This window comes from Actinomadura latina NBRC 106108, assembly GCF_001552195.1.
Taxonomy (GTDB): domain Bacteria; phylum Actinomycetota; class Actinomycetes; order Streptosporangiales; family Streptosporangiaceae; genus Spirillospora; species Spirillospora latina.
The window spans coordinates 520,977-534,962 of sequence record NZ_BCQS01000005.1; the positions used below are offsets into that span (position 1 = coordinate 520,977).

General features: G+C 72.1%; 11 protein-coding genes. 4 read left to right on the forward strand and 7 right to left on the reverse strand.

Going from position 1 to position 13,986, the window contains the following annotated elements:
- Nucleotides 1–66 precede the first annotated feature (66 nt).
- Nucleotides 67–1,341 (forward strand): ABC transporter ATP-binding protein, encoded by a 1,275-nt coding sequence (locus AL2_RS08745; RefSeq protein ID WP_067631744.1) that lies wholly within the window; start codon nucleotides 67–69, stop codon nucleotides 1,339–1,341.
- A gap of 16 nt (nucleotides 1,342–1,357) precedes the next feature.
- On the opposite strand, the gene pdxR is transcribed toward AL2_RS08745, so the two are convergent.
- Nucleotides 1,358–2,758: a MocR-like pyridoxine biosynthesis transcription factor PdxR gene (pdxR, locus tag AL2_RS08750; protein ID WP_067631746.1), complete on the reverse strand. Its 1,401-nt coding sequence runs from the start codon at nucleotides 2,756–2,758 to the stop codon at nucleotides 1,358–1,360.
- Between the two features lie 81 nt (nucleotides 2,759–2,839).
- Here pdxR and AL2_RS08755 point away from each other — a divergent pair, with 81 nt between their 5' ends.
- Complete coding sequence (locus AL2_RS08755; RefSeq protein WP_083946212.1) at nucleotides 2,840–3,439, forward strand: TIGR03086 family metal-binding protein; 600 nt, start codon at nucleotides 2,840–2,842, stop codon at nucleotides 3,437–3,439.
- Between the two features lie 73 nt (nucleotides 3,440–3,512).
- Here AL2_RS08755 and AL2_RS08760 read toward each other — a convergent pair whose 3' ends face one another.
- Entirely contained in the window at nucleotides 3,513–3,896 is a 384-nt protein-coding gene (locus AL2_RS08760) for a MerR family transcriptional regulator (protein ID WP_067631750.1), read from the reverse strand.
- Between the two features lie 130 nt (nucleotides 3,897–4,026).
- Between AL2_RS08760 and AL2_RS08765 the strand changes: the two genes are divergently transcribed.
- On the forward strand, nucleotides 4,027–4,896 hold the full coding sequence (locus AL2_RS08765) for an LLM class F420-dependent oxidoreductase (RefSeq protein ID WP_067631752.1): 870 nt from the start codon (nucleotides 4,027–4,029) through the stop codon (nucleotides 4,894–4,896).
- Nucleotides 4,897–4,903: 7 nt separating this feature from the next.
- Here the strand turns inward: AL2_RS08765 and AL2_RS08770 are convergent, their stop codons facing one another.
- The 5 genes from AL2_RS08770 to ppdK form a co-directional block, all read right to left on the reverse strand.
- Nucleotides 4,904–5,365, reverse strand: a complete 462-nt coding sequence (locus AL2_RS08770; protein ID WP_067631754.1) for a GtrA family protein — start codon at nucleotides 5,363–5,365, stop codon at nucleotides 4,904–4,906.
- Between the two features lie 74 nt (nucleotides 5,366–5,439).
- Nucleotides 5,440–6,672 (reverse strand): NAD(P)/FAD-dependent oxidoreductase, encoded by a 1,233-nt coding sequence (locus AL2_RS08775; RefSeq protein ID WP_067631756.1) that lies wholly within the window; start codon nucleotides 6,670–6,672, stop codon nucleotides 5,440–5,442.
- A gap of 122 nt (nucleotides 6,673–6,794) precedes the next feature.
- Nucleotides 6,795–8,069, reverse strand: a complete 1,275-nt coding sequence (locus AL2_RS08780; RefSeq protein ID WP_157438060.1) for a deoxyguanosinetriphosphate triphosphohydrolase — start codon at nucleotides 8,067–8,069, stop codon at nucleotides 6,795–6,797.
- A 32-nt stretch (nucleotides 8,070–8,101) separates the two neighbouring features.
- A complete protein-coding gene (locus AL2_RS08785) occupies nucleotides 8,102–8,890 on the reverse strand; it encodes a YdcF family protein (protein ID WP_083946214.1) in 789 nt (262 codons plus the stop codon).
- A 129-nt stretch (nucleotides 8,891–9,019) separates the two neighbouring features.
- Nucleotides 9,020–11,719 carry a pyruvate, phosphate dikinase gene (ppdK, locus tag AL2_RS08790; protein WP_067631758.1) on the reverse strand — a complete coding sequence of 900 codons (2,700 nt, stop codon included), beginning with the start codon at nucleotides 11,717–11,719 and terminating at the stop codon, nucleotides 9,020–9,022.
- Between the two features lie 317 nt (nucleotides 11,720–12,036).
- Here ppdK and AL2_RS08795 point away from each other — a divergent pair, with 317 nt between their 5' ends.
- Nucleotides 12,037–13,923, forward strand: a complete 1,887-nt coding sequence (locus AL2_RS08795) for a glycoside hydrolase family 15 protein (protein WP_067631760.1) — start codon at nucleotides 12,037–12,039, stop codon at nucleotides 13,921–13,923.
- Nucleotides 13,924–13,986: the final 63 nt, after the last annotated feature.

Genomic DNA, 13,986 nt, shown 5'->3' on the forward strand with positions numbered 1-13,986 from the left:
GGACAACCCGGACCGTCGCGCGGTGTGATGACTGACCGAGATTTTGCTCACACCCAGGCGGACGCGATGACGGATGTTGTGCTCGACGGAGTCGACAAAGTCTATCCGGGCGGCCAGGTCGCCGTCCGGAAGGTCCGCCTGCGCATCAACGACGGCGAGCTGTTCGTCCTGCTCGGACCGTCCGGCTGCGGGAAGTCCACCATCCTGCGCATGATCGCCGGGCTGGAGGAGATCACCGCCGGCGACCTGTGGCTGAACGGGACCGTGGCCAACGACCTGCCGCCGCGTGAGCGGAACGTCGCCATGGTGTTCCAGGAGGGCGCGCTCTACCCGCACCGCACGGTCAAGGGCAACATGATGTTCCCCCTCGAGGTGTCGGGCGACGACCGCGCCGAGGCGAGCGCGAAGGTCACCGAGCTGGCCCGCGCGCTCGGCCTGAACACGATGATCGACCGGCTGCCGCGCACGCTGTCCGGCGGCCAGCGGCAGCGCGCCGCGATCGGGCGGGCGCTCATCCGCGAGCCGTCGCTGTTCCTGATGGACGAGCCGCTGTCCAGCCTGGACGCGGGGCTGCGCACCGAGCTGCGGGTCGAGATCGCCGCGCTGGTCCGCTCCACCGGCACCACCACCGTCTACGTCACGCACGACCAGGTCGAGGCCATGACGATGGCCGACCGGATGGCGGTGCTGCGGGACGGCGTCCTGGAGGACGTCGGCACCCCCGAGCAGATCTACGAGGACCCGGCGACCGTGTTCGTGGCCGCGTTCCTCAGCTCGCCGCCGATCAACCTGATGCAGGCCACCCTGTGGGCGATCGAGGGCGAGGGGCTGCTGCTCGACTTCGGGCCGCAGCGGCTCATGGTGCCGTGGAACGATCCGCGGGCGTCCACGCTGATCAGCCAGCACGGCCGCACCGTCGTCGTCGGGATCCGCCCCGACACGCTCGTGCCGATCGCGCCCGGCTCGCCTGCGCCGCCCGGTTCCGTCCTGTCCGGGCAGGTCCGGGCGCTGGAGTTCCACGGGCACGAGTGGCTCGCCTACGCCGAGGCCGGCATCCCCACGGTCGACGCGACCGAGATCGGGCGGCCGCCGCAGGCGCCGTCCTACGAGGCCGAGCGCCCCGGGTGGCGCGACCGGCTGCGGGAGATGCTCGGCAGGCAGTCCCGCGAGGAGGGGCTGCCCGAGGAGCACGCCGGCCACCACCGGCGGTCCGACCTGGTGTTCCGCATCGCGCCCGGCAGCCGCCCCAACCGGGGCGACCACGTGGCGCTGACCGTGGACCTCGGCCGCGTCCTGTTCTTCGGCGCCGACGGCCGCCGCGCCACCCCCGTCCAGCGCTAGCCCCGTCCAGCGCTGATCACGGGACGACCTCGCGCAGCCTGCGCAGCCCCGCGTCGATCCGCGGCAGCGGCACGGCACCGTAGCCGAAGACGAGCCCGGGGACGGCCGGCCCGGTGACCGCGAACTCCGACAGCGCGAACAGCCCGATGCCCGCGCCGAGCGCCCGCGCGGCGATCGCGGCGTCGTTCGCCCCGGCCGGCAGGAGGGCGCTCAGGTGCAGCCCGGCCTCCGCCGGGACGACGTCCAGCCGGCCGGCGAACAGCGTCCCGAGCAGTTCCGCGACCCGCTCGTGCCTGGCCCGGTACTCGCGGCGCGACCTGCGGATGTGCCGAGCGAGGAGGCCCTCGTCGACGAACCGGGCGAGCGCCGCCTGCGCGGGCAGCTCAGCGTGCCAGGACGAGACGTAGCGCGCCATCCGGAACGCGCGGTGCAGCGACGGCGGCGCCACCAGGAACCCGAGCCGCAGCACCGGCCGCATGATCTTGGAGAAGGTGCCGGTGTACAGCACGCGGCCGTCCTCGTCGAGGCTCTGCAGCGGCTCGATCGGCCGTCCCCCGTACCGGTACTCGGTGTCGTAGTCGTCCTCGACGACCACCACGTCCCGGCGCCGCGCCCAGTCGAGCAGCGCCCGGCGACGCGGCAGCGACATCGGCATGCCCATCGGGAACTGGTGGGAGGGCGTGACGTACACGGCCCGCGCGTCGCCGGGCAGCGCGTCCACCCGCAGCCCCTCCGCGTCGACCGGCACGCCCCGGACCCGCATCCCGGCCGCGGCCAGCAGCATCCGGACAGGCGGGTACCCCGGGTCCTCCACGGCCACCACGTCGCCCGGTTCGAGCAGCACGCGGACGATCAGGTCGAGCGCCTGCTGGACGCCCTCGGTCACCACGATGTCGCCGCCGCCGGCCCGCACCGACCGGGAGACCCCGATGTGCCGGGCGATGGCCTCGCGCAGCGCGGGCAGCCCGGCCGGGTCGCCCGCCGGGCCGAGCCCCGACGGGCGGAGCACGCCCGCCATGATCCGCCGCCACGCCTCGTACGGGAACAGCGTCACGTCGGGCAGCCCGGCGCGGAAGTCCCAGCGGAGGCCGGGCATCGGCGCGGGCCAGACCGACACCTCGTCCCAGATCCGGCGGGGGCGCAGCGGCGACGCCGCCGGGGCGCCCCGCGCGGCGGAGCCGGACTCCCGGACGAACGTCCCCGCGCCCACCCGGCTCGTCAGGAACCCCTCGGCGGCGAGCCGGTCGTAGGCGACGCCCACGGTGTTGCGGGAGATCGCGAGCCGGCGCGCCAGCTCGCGCGTCGGGGGCAGCGCCTCGCCCGCGCGCAGCCGCCCGTCGAGGATCGCCCCCCGCAGCTGCGCGTAGATCTGCCCGGTGAGGTCGCGGCGGCCCACCAGGCTCACATGGACGTCCACCGGCCCAGCTTAGATCGGCCCAATCACTTCGTGCGTTTTTGGCCCTTTACCTGGTCCTCTCCCGGTTCTTAGCGTAGCTGCATGGACCTACTGACCGAGCTCATGACCACCGATCTCCGTCCGCTGGACCGCGCGGCGGCGGAGCTGTACCTGTCGGCCGTCGCGCAGGTGAAGCCGGACGCGCTCGCGCGGCCCACGCCGTGCCCGGACTGGACGCTGCACGGCCTGCTGCGCCACCAGGTCGGCCAGGACCGGGGCTTCGCCGCGGCGGCCCGAGGCGAGGGCGACCGCCTGGCCGTGTGGCGCGGCGGCGACCTCGGCGACGACCCCTACGCCGCCGCCAGGGACTCCGCCGACCTCGTCGCGCGCGCCTTCGCCGACACCGCCCTGGACGCCGACCTGGCCCTGCCCGAACTCGGCGGGCGCTTCCCCGCCGCGCTGGCGGTCAGCTTCCACCTCGTCGACCTGGTCGTCCACGCGTGGGACGTCGCCGCCGCGATCGGCGTCCCGTGGGAGCCGGCGGACGACCTCGTCGAGGCGTCCCTCAAGGTCGCCGCGCTCGTGCCCGAGGCGAGCCGGGGCCCCGGCGAGTCGTTCGCCGCGACCCTTCCGGCCCCGGACGGCGCGGCGCCGAAGGACCGCCTGCTCACCCTGCTGGGCCGGGACCCCTCATGGCGCTGAGGAGTCCCCGGCGGTCCGGTCCGGCCGCGTTCGACCCGGCGGAGACGTGGGCGCGGGCCGAGCGGGTGCTCGCTCAGGCGGACGCGGGGGCGGCCTCGCAGGCCACCTCCCGGTAGAGGTCGATCTTCCGCTTGATGTGCTGCTGCTGTGCGCGCAGACTGGCGATCTGCTCCTCGACCCGGCGGTCGTGCTCGCGCAGCAGGTCAAACCGCTCCTGGAAGGTCTCGGTGCCGCCGCGGGCCAGTTCGGAGTAGCGCAGCATCTCCGCGATCGGCATCCCGGTGACGCGCAGGCACCGCAGCATGCCGAGCCAGGCGAGGTCGTCGTCGGTGAACACGCGCCTTCCGGACGCGTTGCGGGCGATGCCCGACAGCAGCCCGATCTTCTCGTAGTAACGCAGTGTGTCGATGCTGAAACCGCTCTTTTCGGCGGTCTCGGCCGGGGAGTAGGAACTCACGTCGTCCAGGATCGCACCTGGAGCGCACTCCAGGTCAACGTCCGCCCGGCGGGGCGGCTTGACCTGGAGTGCGCTCCAGATCGCAGAGTGGCGGGAAGACGGACGACGAACGAACAGCAGAGGGACTGCCATGCGCATCGGACTTCAGGTACCCAGCTTCACCTTTCCCGGCGGACCGGAGCAGATCGCCCCGACGTTCGGCCGGATGGCCCGCGAGGCCGACCAGGGCGGACTGCACTCGCTCTGGGTGATGGACCACTTCTTCCAGATCCGCGGCGTGGGCGCCGCGGAGGAACCGATGCTGGAGGGCTACTCGGCGCTCGCCTACGCGGCGGCGCTGACGGAGCGGATCACCCTGGGGACGATGGTCACCGGCGTCACCTACCGGCACCCCGGCATCCTGGTCAAGACCGTGACCACGCTGGACGTCCTGTCCGGCGGCCGCGCGTGGCTCGGCATCGGCGCCGCGTGGAACGAGGAGGAGTCGCGCGGCCTCGGCGTCCGGTTCCCGCCGGTGGCCGAGCGGTTCGAGCGGCTGGAGGAGACGCTGCGGCTCGCGCACCAGATGTGGAAGGGCGACGAGTCGGCGTTCGAGGGCGAGCACTACACGCTGGAGCGTCCGCTGAACTCGCCGCCCGCGCTGCGCGCTCCGCACCCGCCCATCCTGGTCGGGGGCGGCGGCGAGAAGAAGACGCTCCGGTTCGTCGCGAAGTACGCCGACGCGTGCAACCTCTTCGACGGCGACGAACTGCCGCACAAGCTGGACGTCCTGCGGGAGCACTGCGAGCGCGAGGGACGCGACTACGCCGGGATCGAGAAGACGTCCCTGAGCTACTTCACGGGCGAGCCGTCCGTGGACGAGGCCGTGGACAAGGTCGGGCGCCTCGCGGAGCGCGGCATCGACCACGCGATCTTCTCCCAGGGCACCGGCCAGGACCTTGCACCCGTCCTGGCCGAGGCGCTGTCCCGGACCGGGAAGCTCGTGCCGGCGGGGCGTTGAGGACCGCTCAGGCCGCCGCGGGGGTGAACACCCACTTCTTGTACGACCAGTAGCGGAAAGCCGAGCCGAGCCCGACGCCGGCGAGCAGGCCGAGGTTGTAGGCGAGCCCGCCGTGCAGGCCGAGGGTGTAGTACGTGAACCCGGTGCAGAGCACCTGGATGAGCAGCCCGACGCCGTTCAGCGCGAAGAAGATCGCGACCTCGCGGCCGGAGCCGTCGCTGTCCCGGTGCCGGAACGTCCAGTGCCGGTTGAGCAGGTAGGACGTGAGCGTCGACACGATGGTCGGCACCACCACGCTGATGACCGGGCTGCCGCCGAGCCAGGTGTGCATCAGGTTGGCGCCGAAGATCATGATCAGCGTGCCGAAGCACCCCACGAAGCCGAAGCTCAGCAGTTCGCTCAGGAATGTCCGGTACGCCGGGGCGGACGAGACCGTTTCCACCGGTCTTGACCGCTGCAAGGTGCTCACTCGCCCAGACCTTACCTGAGTAGGACATATGCGAAAGTCACAACCCAGCTAAAAGATCAGCGGGCGCCCGGGGGTCAGCGTCCGGCGAGGCCGGCCAGCGGCACATTCGGGTCGGCGAGGCGGGCGGCGTCCACCGGGCGCCCGGAGCGGATCAGCGCCTGGACGTCCCCGGTGACGTCCCAGACGTTGACGTTCATCCCGGCGACGACGCGGCCGCCGGACAGCCAGAACGCGATGAACTCCCGGGACGCGCGGTCCCCCCGGTACACGACCTCGTCGTACTCCCCCGGCGCCGCGACGCCGGACATCTCCATGCCGAGGTCGTACTGGTCGCTGAAGAAGTACGGGATCCGGTCGTAGGCGACGTCCCGGCCGAGCATGGCGCGGGCGGCGGCGGGCCCGCCGTTCAGCGCGTTCGCCCAGTGCTCCACGCGGATCCGGCGGCCGAGCAGCGGGTTGTAGGCGTTGGCGACGTCGCCGGCGGCGAAGATGTCGGGGTCGGACGTGCGCAGCGACTGGTCGACGAGGACGCCGTCGGAGACGTCCAGGCCCGCGTCCTCCGCGAGCCTCGTGTTGGGCCGCACCCCGATGCCGACGATCACGACGTCGGCGGGCACCTCGGCGCCGCCGGACGTGACGACGGCCGACACCTGCCCGGCGCCCCAGAACCCGGCGACCCCGTCGTCGAGCCGCAGGACGACGCCGTGCTCGCGGTGCAGGTCGGCGAACACGCCGCCGAGCTCGGGCCCCAGAGCGGCGTGCAGCGGCGTCGGCTCCGGGTCGATCATCGTCACGTCGTTGCCGTAGGAGCGGGCGGCGGCGGCCGTCTCCATCCCGATCCAGCCCGCGCCCGCCACGACGACGCGCCGGCCGCCGTGTGCGAGCGCCTGCTTCAGCGCCGCCGAGTCGGCCATCGTGCGCAGGTAGTGGATGCCCTGCAGCTTGGACCCGGGCACCTCCAGGCGCCGCGGGGACGCGCCCGTCGCCAGCAGCAGCCTGTCGTAGGAGACCGGTTCCCTGGTGGAGAGCGTCACCTGGTGCGCCTCCCGGTCGATCGAGGCGACCGACGTGCCGAGCCGCAACTCCACGTTGTGCTTGTCGTACCAGCCGGCCTCGTGCACGTGCGCCTTCTCGCGGGCCTCCTTGTCCAGCAGGAAACCCTTGGACAGCGGCGGACGCTCGTACGGCCGCTCGATCTCGTCCCCCACCAGCAGGACCCTGCCCCCGAAACCCTCCTCGCGGAGCGTCTCCGCCGCCTTGGCTCCGGCCAGGCTCGCACCGGCGATGACGAACGTCTCCTCGGGCATGGCGACCTCCTGTAGTTGACTTGTAGCTATCCCTACAGCGCCCCATGTGACGAGACAAGAGCCGTCGCCTGGCGGGTCCGGACGTATTTCCGCGCCGGTGGCCGCCCGGGAACGGGCACTGATCAGCGCGGACGTCCGCCCAGCATCCGGTGCCGGGCCATCGCGGACAGATCGGTCAGCGAGGCGATCTGGTCGATGACGGCGCGCAGCCGGGCGGCGTCGTCGGAGGCGTCGGTGAACGCCTCCCGGAACCCGGGGTCGAGGCTGCCGGGGGCGCCGGCGAGCATCATCTCGGCCAGCTCGGTGATCAGCGTCCGCTGCCGGGCCCTGACCTCCTCGTGGCTGATCCAGACGTAGTGCGCCGTGATGCCCTTGAGCAGCGCGTTCTCCAGCCGCTGCCCGCGCGGGACGATCAGCTCCGCCGCGTACCGGGTCAGCGGCCGGTCGCCGTAGGCGTCCCGGGTCGCGGCCTCGGCGGCCAGGCAGAACCGCCCGATCAGCGTGCTGGTCAGGTTCTTCAGGTCGGCGAGGCTGCGCGGCGTGCCGTCGTAGCGGTCCGGCCAGTACGGCTCGGCGAGCAGCGCCGCGAAGCGCTCCTCCAGCTCGGCGAGGTCGGCGTCCGGGCAGTACAGCTTGCCCGCGGTGACGGCGACCAGCCGGCGCTCGGCGGGGTCGGCGAGCCGGACGAAGTCGACGTGCCCGGCGACCAGCGCGTCCTCCAGGTCGTGGACGGAGTAGGCGACGTCGTCGCTCCAGTCCATGACCTGGGCCTCGAAGCACGTCCGGCCCTCGGGCGCGCCCTCCCGGATCCAGGCGGCGACGTCCATGTCGTCCTGGTAGACGCCGAACTTGCCGTTGACGGCGTCCACCTGCGACCACGGGTACTTCATGGCGGCGTCGAGCGCGGCGCGGGTCAGGTTGAGGCCGACGCTGCGCCCGTGCAGCGGCGGGCCGCCCGCCGCGAACGACTTCGGCTCCAGCCGGGTCAGGACGCGCAGGCTCTGCGCGTTGCCCTCGAAGCCGCCGCAGTCGCGCGCGACGATGTCCAGCGCGTACTCGCCGTTGTGGCCGAACGGCGGGTGCCCGATGTCGTGCGACAGGCACGCCGCCTCGACCAGGTCGGGGTCGCAGCCGAGGGCCTTGCCCAGCTCGCGGCCGACCTGGGCGCACTCCAGCGAGTGGGTCAGCCGGGTCCGCAGGCTCTGCACGGTGTCGGCCGCCGCGTCCGCGCCCGGCGAGGCGACCTGGGTCTTGGCGGCCAGCCGCCGCAGGGCGGCGCTGTGCAGGACGCGGGCACGGTCGCGCTCGAACGCGGTCCGGTCGCGGCGCTTGGCCGGCTCGGGTGCCCACCGCTGCCGGTCGCGGGCGGTGTAGCCCTCAATGATCTCGGTCGTCATGGCCCTATCCAGGGTAAGCGGCACGATCGGATTCAGCGGCCCGGCGACGTGGAGGACGACGGAACGGGAGTTCCGGACGGGTCGATGCGGATGCGCTTGATGGTCTCGTCCGGCACCTGGACGCTCTTGCCCAGCAGCACGTACGACAGGTAGCCGCCGGTCTCCCGCACGATGTAGTTGAACTGGGTGTCGCGGGTCTGGACGCTGGGTCCGCTGCGGGTCGGCGAGGCGGCGGCCTCGATGCCCTGGTCCGCGGCCATCCGCTTCGAGCGCAGCCCGTGCCACGGGTCGGTGACGATCACCGCCGAGTCCCAGTGGTGCCGGTCGAACTCCTTGCCGGCGGCCTTCAGGCTCTCCAGCGTGTCGCGTCCGACGGGCACCGCGAAGACCTTGGACGCGGGCACCCCGCCCTTCTCGATCAGCCAGCTGCGCCCGGCGCCCGCCTCGGTGTAGTTGTCGCCGGGCGCCCTGCCGCCGACGGTGACGATGGCGGGCGCGACGCCGTCGCGGTAGAGGTCGAGCGCGTGCTGCAGCCGCCACTTCAGCGTCGGGGACGGCACCCCGTTGTACTGCGCGGCGCCCAGCACGATGATCGCGTCGGAGCGGGGACGCTCGTCCTGCCGGGCCTGGTACCAGATGCGCGTGCCGACGGCCAGCGGGGTCAGCACGGCGATGGCGAGCAGCCCGAGCAGGACGCTCATCGGGATCGTGAACCACGGCGACCGCCGGCGCCGCTCGCGCGACCGGTCCTCCCGCTCGCCGGTCTCGTCGGCGGCGGGCTCTTCAGGCTGGGGCTCCGGCAATTCCACTTCCAACGTCATCGCATCGGACACACTATTGAGATGGTCCGGTACGCGTCCGAAGTTCACACATACCGCGTGTTACGGAACCCACACCTTTCTCCGGCGGCCGGTCCCCCGCGTGCGGGAACCGGCCGCCGGCGGCGGACGTCAGCGAGTGTCGCCGCCTCCCGGCGCGTCCCCGGCCACGATCGCGGCGCGACCGGCCTCCAGCCGGGCGACCGGGATCCGGAACGGCGAGCACGACACGTAGTCCAGGCCGACCTCGTGGCAGAAGTGCACGGAGTCGGGGTCGCCGCCGTGCTCGCCGCAGATGCCGAGCTTGATGCCGGGGCGCGCCTTGCGGCCCTCCTCGGCGGCAATGCGGACGAGCCGCCCGACGCCCTCCCGGTCCAGCGTCTCGAACGGCGACACCCCGAAGATGCCGAGCTCCAGGTAGCGGGAGAAGAACGCCGCCTCGACGTCGTCGCGGGAGAAGCCCCACGTCGTCTGGGTGAGGTCGTTGGTGCCGAAGGAGAAGAACTCGGCGGCCTCGGCGATCTGCCCGGCGGTCAGCGCCGCCCGCGGCAGCTCGATCATGGTGCCGATCAGCGCGGGGACGTCGACGCCGGTCGCCTCCTTGACCCCGTCGAGGATGTCGCGTGCCTCGTCGCGGACGGCCTCCAGCTCCTGCACCGCGCCCACCAGCGGGATCATGATCTCCGGGCGCGGGTCGCCGCCCGCCTTCTTCCGCGCGGCCGCGGCCTCGGCGATCGCGCGGACCTGCATGGCGAACAGGCCGGGAATCACCAAACCGAGCCGCACACCGCGCAGTCCGAGCATAGGGTTCTGCTCGTGCAGCCGGTTGACCGCCTCCAGCAGCCTCCGGTCCTTGGCGTCGGCCCCGTCGCCCGCGAGCGCGACCCTGACCGACAGCTCGGTGATGTCGGGGAGGAACTCGTGCAGCGGCGGGTCGATGAGGCGGATCGTGACGGGCAGCCCGTCCATGGCCTCGAAGATGCCCTCGAAGTCGCTCCTCTGCAGCGGCTCCAGGGCGTCCAGCGCGGCCTGCCGCTCCCCGTCGTCCTCGGCGAGGACGAGTTTCTCGATGAGCTGCCGGCGGTCGCCGAGGAACATGTGCTCGGTGCGGCACAGCCCGATGCCGGCGGCGCCGAACCGGCGGGCGCGCGCGGAGTCCTCCGGGTTGTCGGAGTTGGCGCGGACGGTCAGCGCGGCGCGCGAGTCGGCGTGCTTCATGACGCGGTCGACGGCCTTGACGAGGTCGTCGCCGTCCTCCAGGGTGAGCTCGCCCTCGAAGTACCGGACGACGGGCGAGTCCTCGACGGGCACCTCGCCGAGGTAGACGTCGCCGGACGAGCCGTCGATCGAGACGACGTCGCCCTCGCTCACCGTCACGCCGCCGGGGGCGGTGAAGTGCCCGTTCTTGACGTCGACGTCGAGTTCCTCGGCGCCGCAGACGCAGGTCTTGCCCATGCCGCGCGCGACGACGGCGGCGTGCGACGTCTTCCCTCCGCGGGACGTCAGGACGCCCTTGGCCGCCACCATGCCGGCGAGGTCGTCGGGGTTGGTCTCGCGGCGGACGAGGATGACGTCCTCGCCCCGTCCGGCCAGCTCGACCGCGCGGGCGGAGGTGAACACGGCCTTGCCGACGGCCGCGCCCGGCGAGGCGTTCATGCCCTTGGTGAGCTTCTGGACGCCGTCCACCCTGCTGGCGAACCGGGGGAACATGAGCTGCGCGAGCTGGTCGCCGGTGACGCGGCGGGCGGCCTCGTCCAGGTCGATGAGCCCCTGGTCGAGCAGCTGGCAGGCGATGCGGAACGCCGCCGCGGCGGTCCGCTTGCCTACTCGGGTCTGCAGCATCCACAGCTTCCCGCGCTCGATCGTGAACTCGATGTCGCACATGTCGCGGTAGTGGTTCTCCAGCGTCTCCATGATCTCGAGAAGCCGGTCGTAGGACGCCTTGTCGATGCGCTCCAGGTCCTTGAGCGGCACCGTGTTGCGGATGCCGGCGACGACGTCCTCGCCCTGCGCGTTCTGCAGGTAGTCGCCGTAGACGCCCTGCTGGCCGGACGCGGGGTCGCGGGTGAAGGCGACGCCCGTCCCGGAGTCCAGGTCCATGTTGCCGAAGACCATCGAGCAGATGTTGACGGCGGTACCGAGGTCGACGGGGATGCGCTCCTGCCGCCGGTACAGGATCGCGCGGTCCGCGTTCCAGGAGTCGAACACGGCCTTGACGGCGAGGTCCATCTGCTCGCGCGGGTCGGTCGGGAAGCCCCTCCCCGTCTGCTCTCGCACGATGCCCTTGAACCGGTCGACGAGCGCCTTGAAGTCGTCGGCGACCAGGTCCGCGTCGTGGTCGCTGCCCCGGGCCCGCTTGACCTCGTCGATGGCGTCCTCGAACAGGTCGCCGTCGATGTCCAGGACGGTCTTGCCGAACATCTGGATCAGGCGCCGGTAGGAGTCCCACGCGAACCGCTCATCGCCCGCCTGGGCCGCGAGGCCGTGCACGGACTCGTCGTTCAGCCCGACGTTGAGGACGGTCTCCATCATGCCCGGCATGCTGAACTTGGCGCCGGACCGCACGCTGACCAGCAGGGGGTCGTCGCTCTGCCCGAGCTTCTTGCCCATCGCGGACTCCAGGCCGGCGAGGTGCGCGTTCACCTCGTCCGCCAGCCCCTCGGGCAGGTCCCCGTGCTCGAGGTAGTGCCGGCAGGCCTCCGTGGTGATCGTGAACCCGGGAGGCACGGGCAGTCCGAGGTTGGTCATCTCGGCCAGGTTGGCGCCCTTGCCGCCCAGCAGATCTTTGAGGTCCTTGTTTCCCTCTGTGAAGTCGTACACGAACTTCGGCACGGGGAGCTCCTTCTCGCTCCGGTTCCACCCAGCGACAGTTCCGGCCCGTCCGTCCCGGGGGTGCGCTCCGTCACGTTCCCCCAGGCAGAAGCGGGTCCGCTGCCCTGTTTGCCGGGACTGTACCCGCGCAGCCGCCGGTTGCTCGGCGCCCGGTGCCCCGAGGAGAGTTATCCCAGCTCAGACCGCAGATAATGGTCTATTCCACTGGGAGACCAGCAGTACACCGCGGCCGGGGGCGCGCCGTGCGCCCATGGCGCGCGCATGGCGCGCCCACGGCCCGGTAGAGGGAATGATGGAGATCAAGGAGGTGTGAGGTTGTGAGACCGAAGGTCGCCGGCGGCCGGGCGGGAGACCCGTTCGCCCCCATAGCCGATTTCGGGTTCCTGTCCGACTGCGAGACGACCGCGCTGGTCGCGCCGAGCGGCAACATCGAGTGGATGTGCCTGCCGAAGATGGACTCGCCCAGCGTGTTCGGGTCGATCCTGGACCGCGACGCGGGGTACTTCCGCGTGGGCCCCGCGGGCGTGGAGGTGCCCGCCGCGCAGCGCTACATCCCCGGGACCATGGTGATGGAGACCACCTGGTGGGTGCACGGGGGCTGGCTGGTGGTGACGGACGCGCTGCTCATGGGGCCGTGGCACCACGAGACGGAGCGGTCCCACACGCACCGCAGGGCGCCGACGGACTACGACGCCGACCACGTCCTGCTGCGGATGGTGCGGTGCGTGAACGGGCAGGCCCAGGTCCGGCTCGACTGCATGCCGGTGTTCGACTACGGCCAGACGCCCGCGCGCTGGGAGCACACCGGCGCCGGGTACCACGAGGCCGTCGCGCGCGGCAACGGCGTCGGGCTGCGGCTCACCACCGACATGAACGTCGGGTTCGAGGGGTCGCTCGCCACGTCCCGGACGCTGCTGAAGCAGGGCGAGTCCCGGTTCGTCGCGCTGTCGTGGAGCGAGCACGCGGCGCCGTCGTCGTGGGAGGACGCGCAGGAGCGGCTCGTCTGGACCGTCCACCACTGGCAGCACTGGCTCGACCGGGGCCGCTTCCCCGACCATCCGTGGCGCAGCCACCTGCAGCGCAGCGCGCTCACGCTGAAGGGCCTGACGTTCGCGCCGTCGGGCGCGGTCGCGGCGGCGGCCACGACGTCGCTGCCGGAGACGCCGGGCGGCGACCGCAACTGGGACTACCGCTACACCTGGATCCGCGACTCCACGATGGCGCTGTGGGCGTTCTACACACTCGGCTACGACTGGGAGGCCAACGACTTCTTCTACTTCATCACCGACGTCGCCGAGGCGGCCGAGGGCAAGCTGCAGATCATGTACGGGCTGGACGGGCGGGAGGAACTGCCGGAGTCGACGCTGGAGCACCTCACCGGCTACGACAACGCCCGCCCCGTGCGGATCGGCAACGAGGCGTACATGCAGGCGCAGCACGATGTGTGGGGCTCCATCATCGGCTCCATCTACCTGTTCGTGCGCAAGCGGGACCGGCTCGACGACCGGCTCTGGAAGATCATCATCAAGCAGGTGGAGGACGCGCTCGCCAACTGGCGCACCCCCGACTGCGGGATGTGGGAGGTGCGCGGCGAGCCGCAGCACTTCACCTCGTCCAAGATCTTCTGCTGGGTGGCGGCCGAGCGCGGCGCCCGGCTCGCCCGGGTGCGCGGCGACCGGGACCGGGCGCGCCGCTGGCAGGCCGCCGCCGACGAGATCCACGCGGACGTGCTCGCGAACGCGCTGGACGAGCGCGGCGTCTTCACCGCCCACTACGGCGCGACGGCGCTGGACGCCTCCGCGCTGCTGATCCCGCTGCTCGGCTTCCTGCCCGCCGACGACAAGCGGGTGCGCGAGACCGTCCTCGCCATCGCCGACGAGCTGTCGGAGGACGACCTCGTCCTGCGCTACCGGGCGGGCGAGACCGACGACGGGTTCGAGTCCGACGAGGGCACCTTCACCATCTGCTCGTTCTGGCTGGTCAGCGCCCTGGTGATGATCGGCGAGCTGGACCGGGCGCGGGCCCTCTGCGAGAAGCTGCTGTCGTACGCGAGCCCGCTGCAGCTGTACGCCGAGGAGATCGACCCGCACACCGGGCGGCACCTCGGCAACTTCCCGCAGGCGTTCACCCACCTGGCGCTGATCAACGCGGTGATGCAGGTGATCAGGGCGGAGAACGACGAGCCGCAGCCGCCGCTCGCCTGACGCGCACGGACGGCCGGGGCCCGCCCCCGGCCGTCCGGAAGTTGATCACAAGTTGGCCGACAT

Excerpts from the sequence above, each read along its gene's own strand:
- AL2_RS08785 (WP_083946214.1), bottom strand. The coding sequence starts at position 8,890 with ATGACGTTGGAAGTGGAATTGCCGGAGCCCCAGCCTGAAGAGCCCGCC.
- AL2_RS08765 (WP_067631752.1), top strand. The coding sequence starts at position 4,027 with ATGCGCATCGGACTTCAGGTACCCAGCTTCACCTTTCCCGGCGGACCG.
- AL2_RS08745 (WP_067631744.1), top strand. The coding sequence starts at position 67 with ATGACGGATGTTGTGCTCGACGGAGTCGACAAAGTCTATCCGGGCGGC.
- AL2_RS08755 (WP_083946212.1), top strand. The coding sequence starts at position 2,840 with ATGGACCTACTGACCGAGCTCATGACCACCGATCTCCGTCCGCTGGAC.
- AL2_RS08780 (WP_157438060.1), bottom strand. The coding sequence starts at position 8,069 with ATGACGACCGAGATCATTGAGGGCTACACCGCCCGCGACCGGCAGCGG.
- AL2_RS08775 (WP_067631756.1), bottom strand. The coding sequence starts at position 6,672 with ATGCCCGAGGAGACGTTCGTCATCGCCGGTGCGAGCCTGGCCGGAGCC.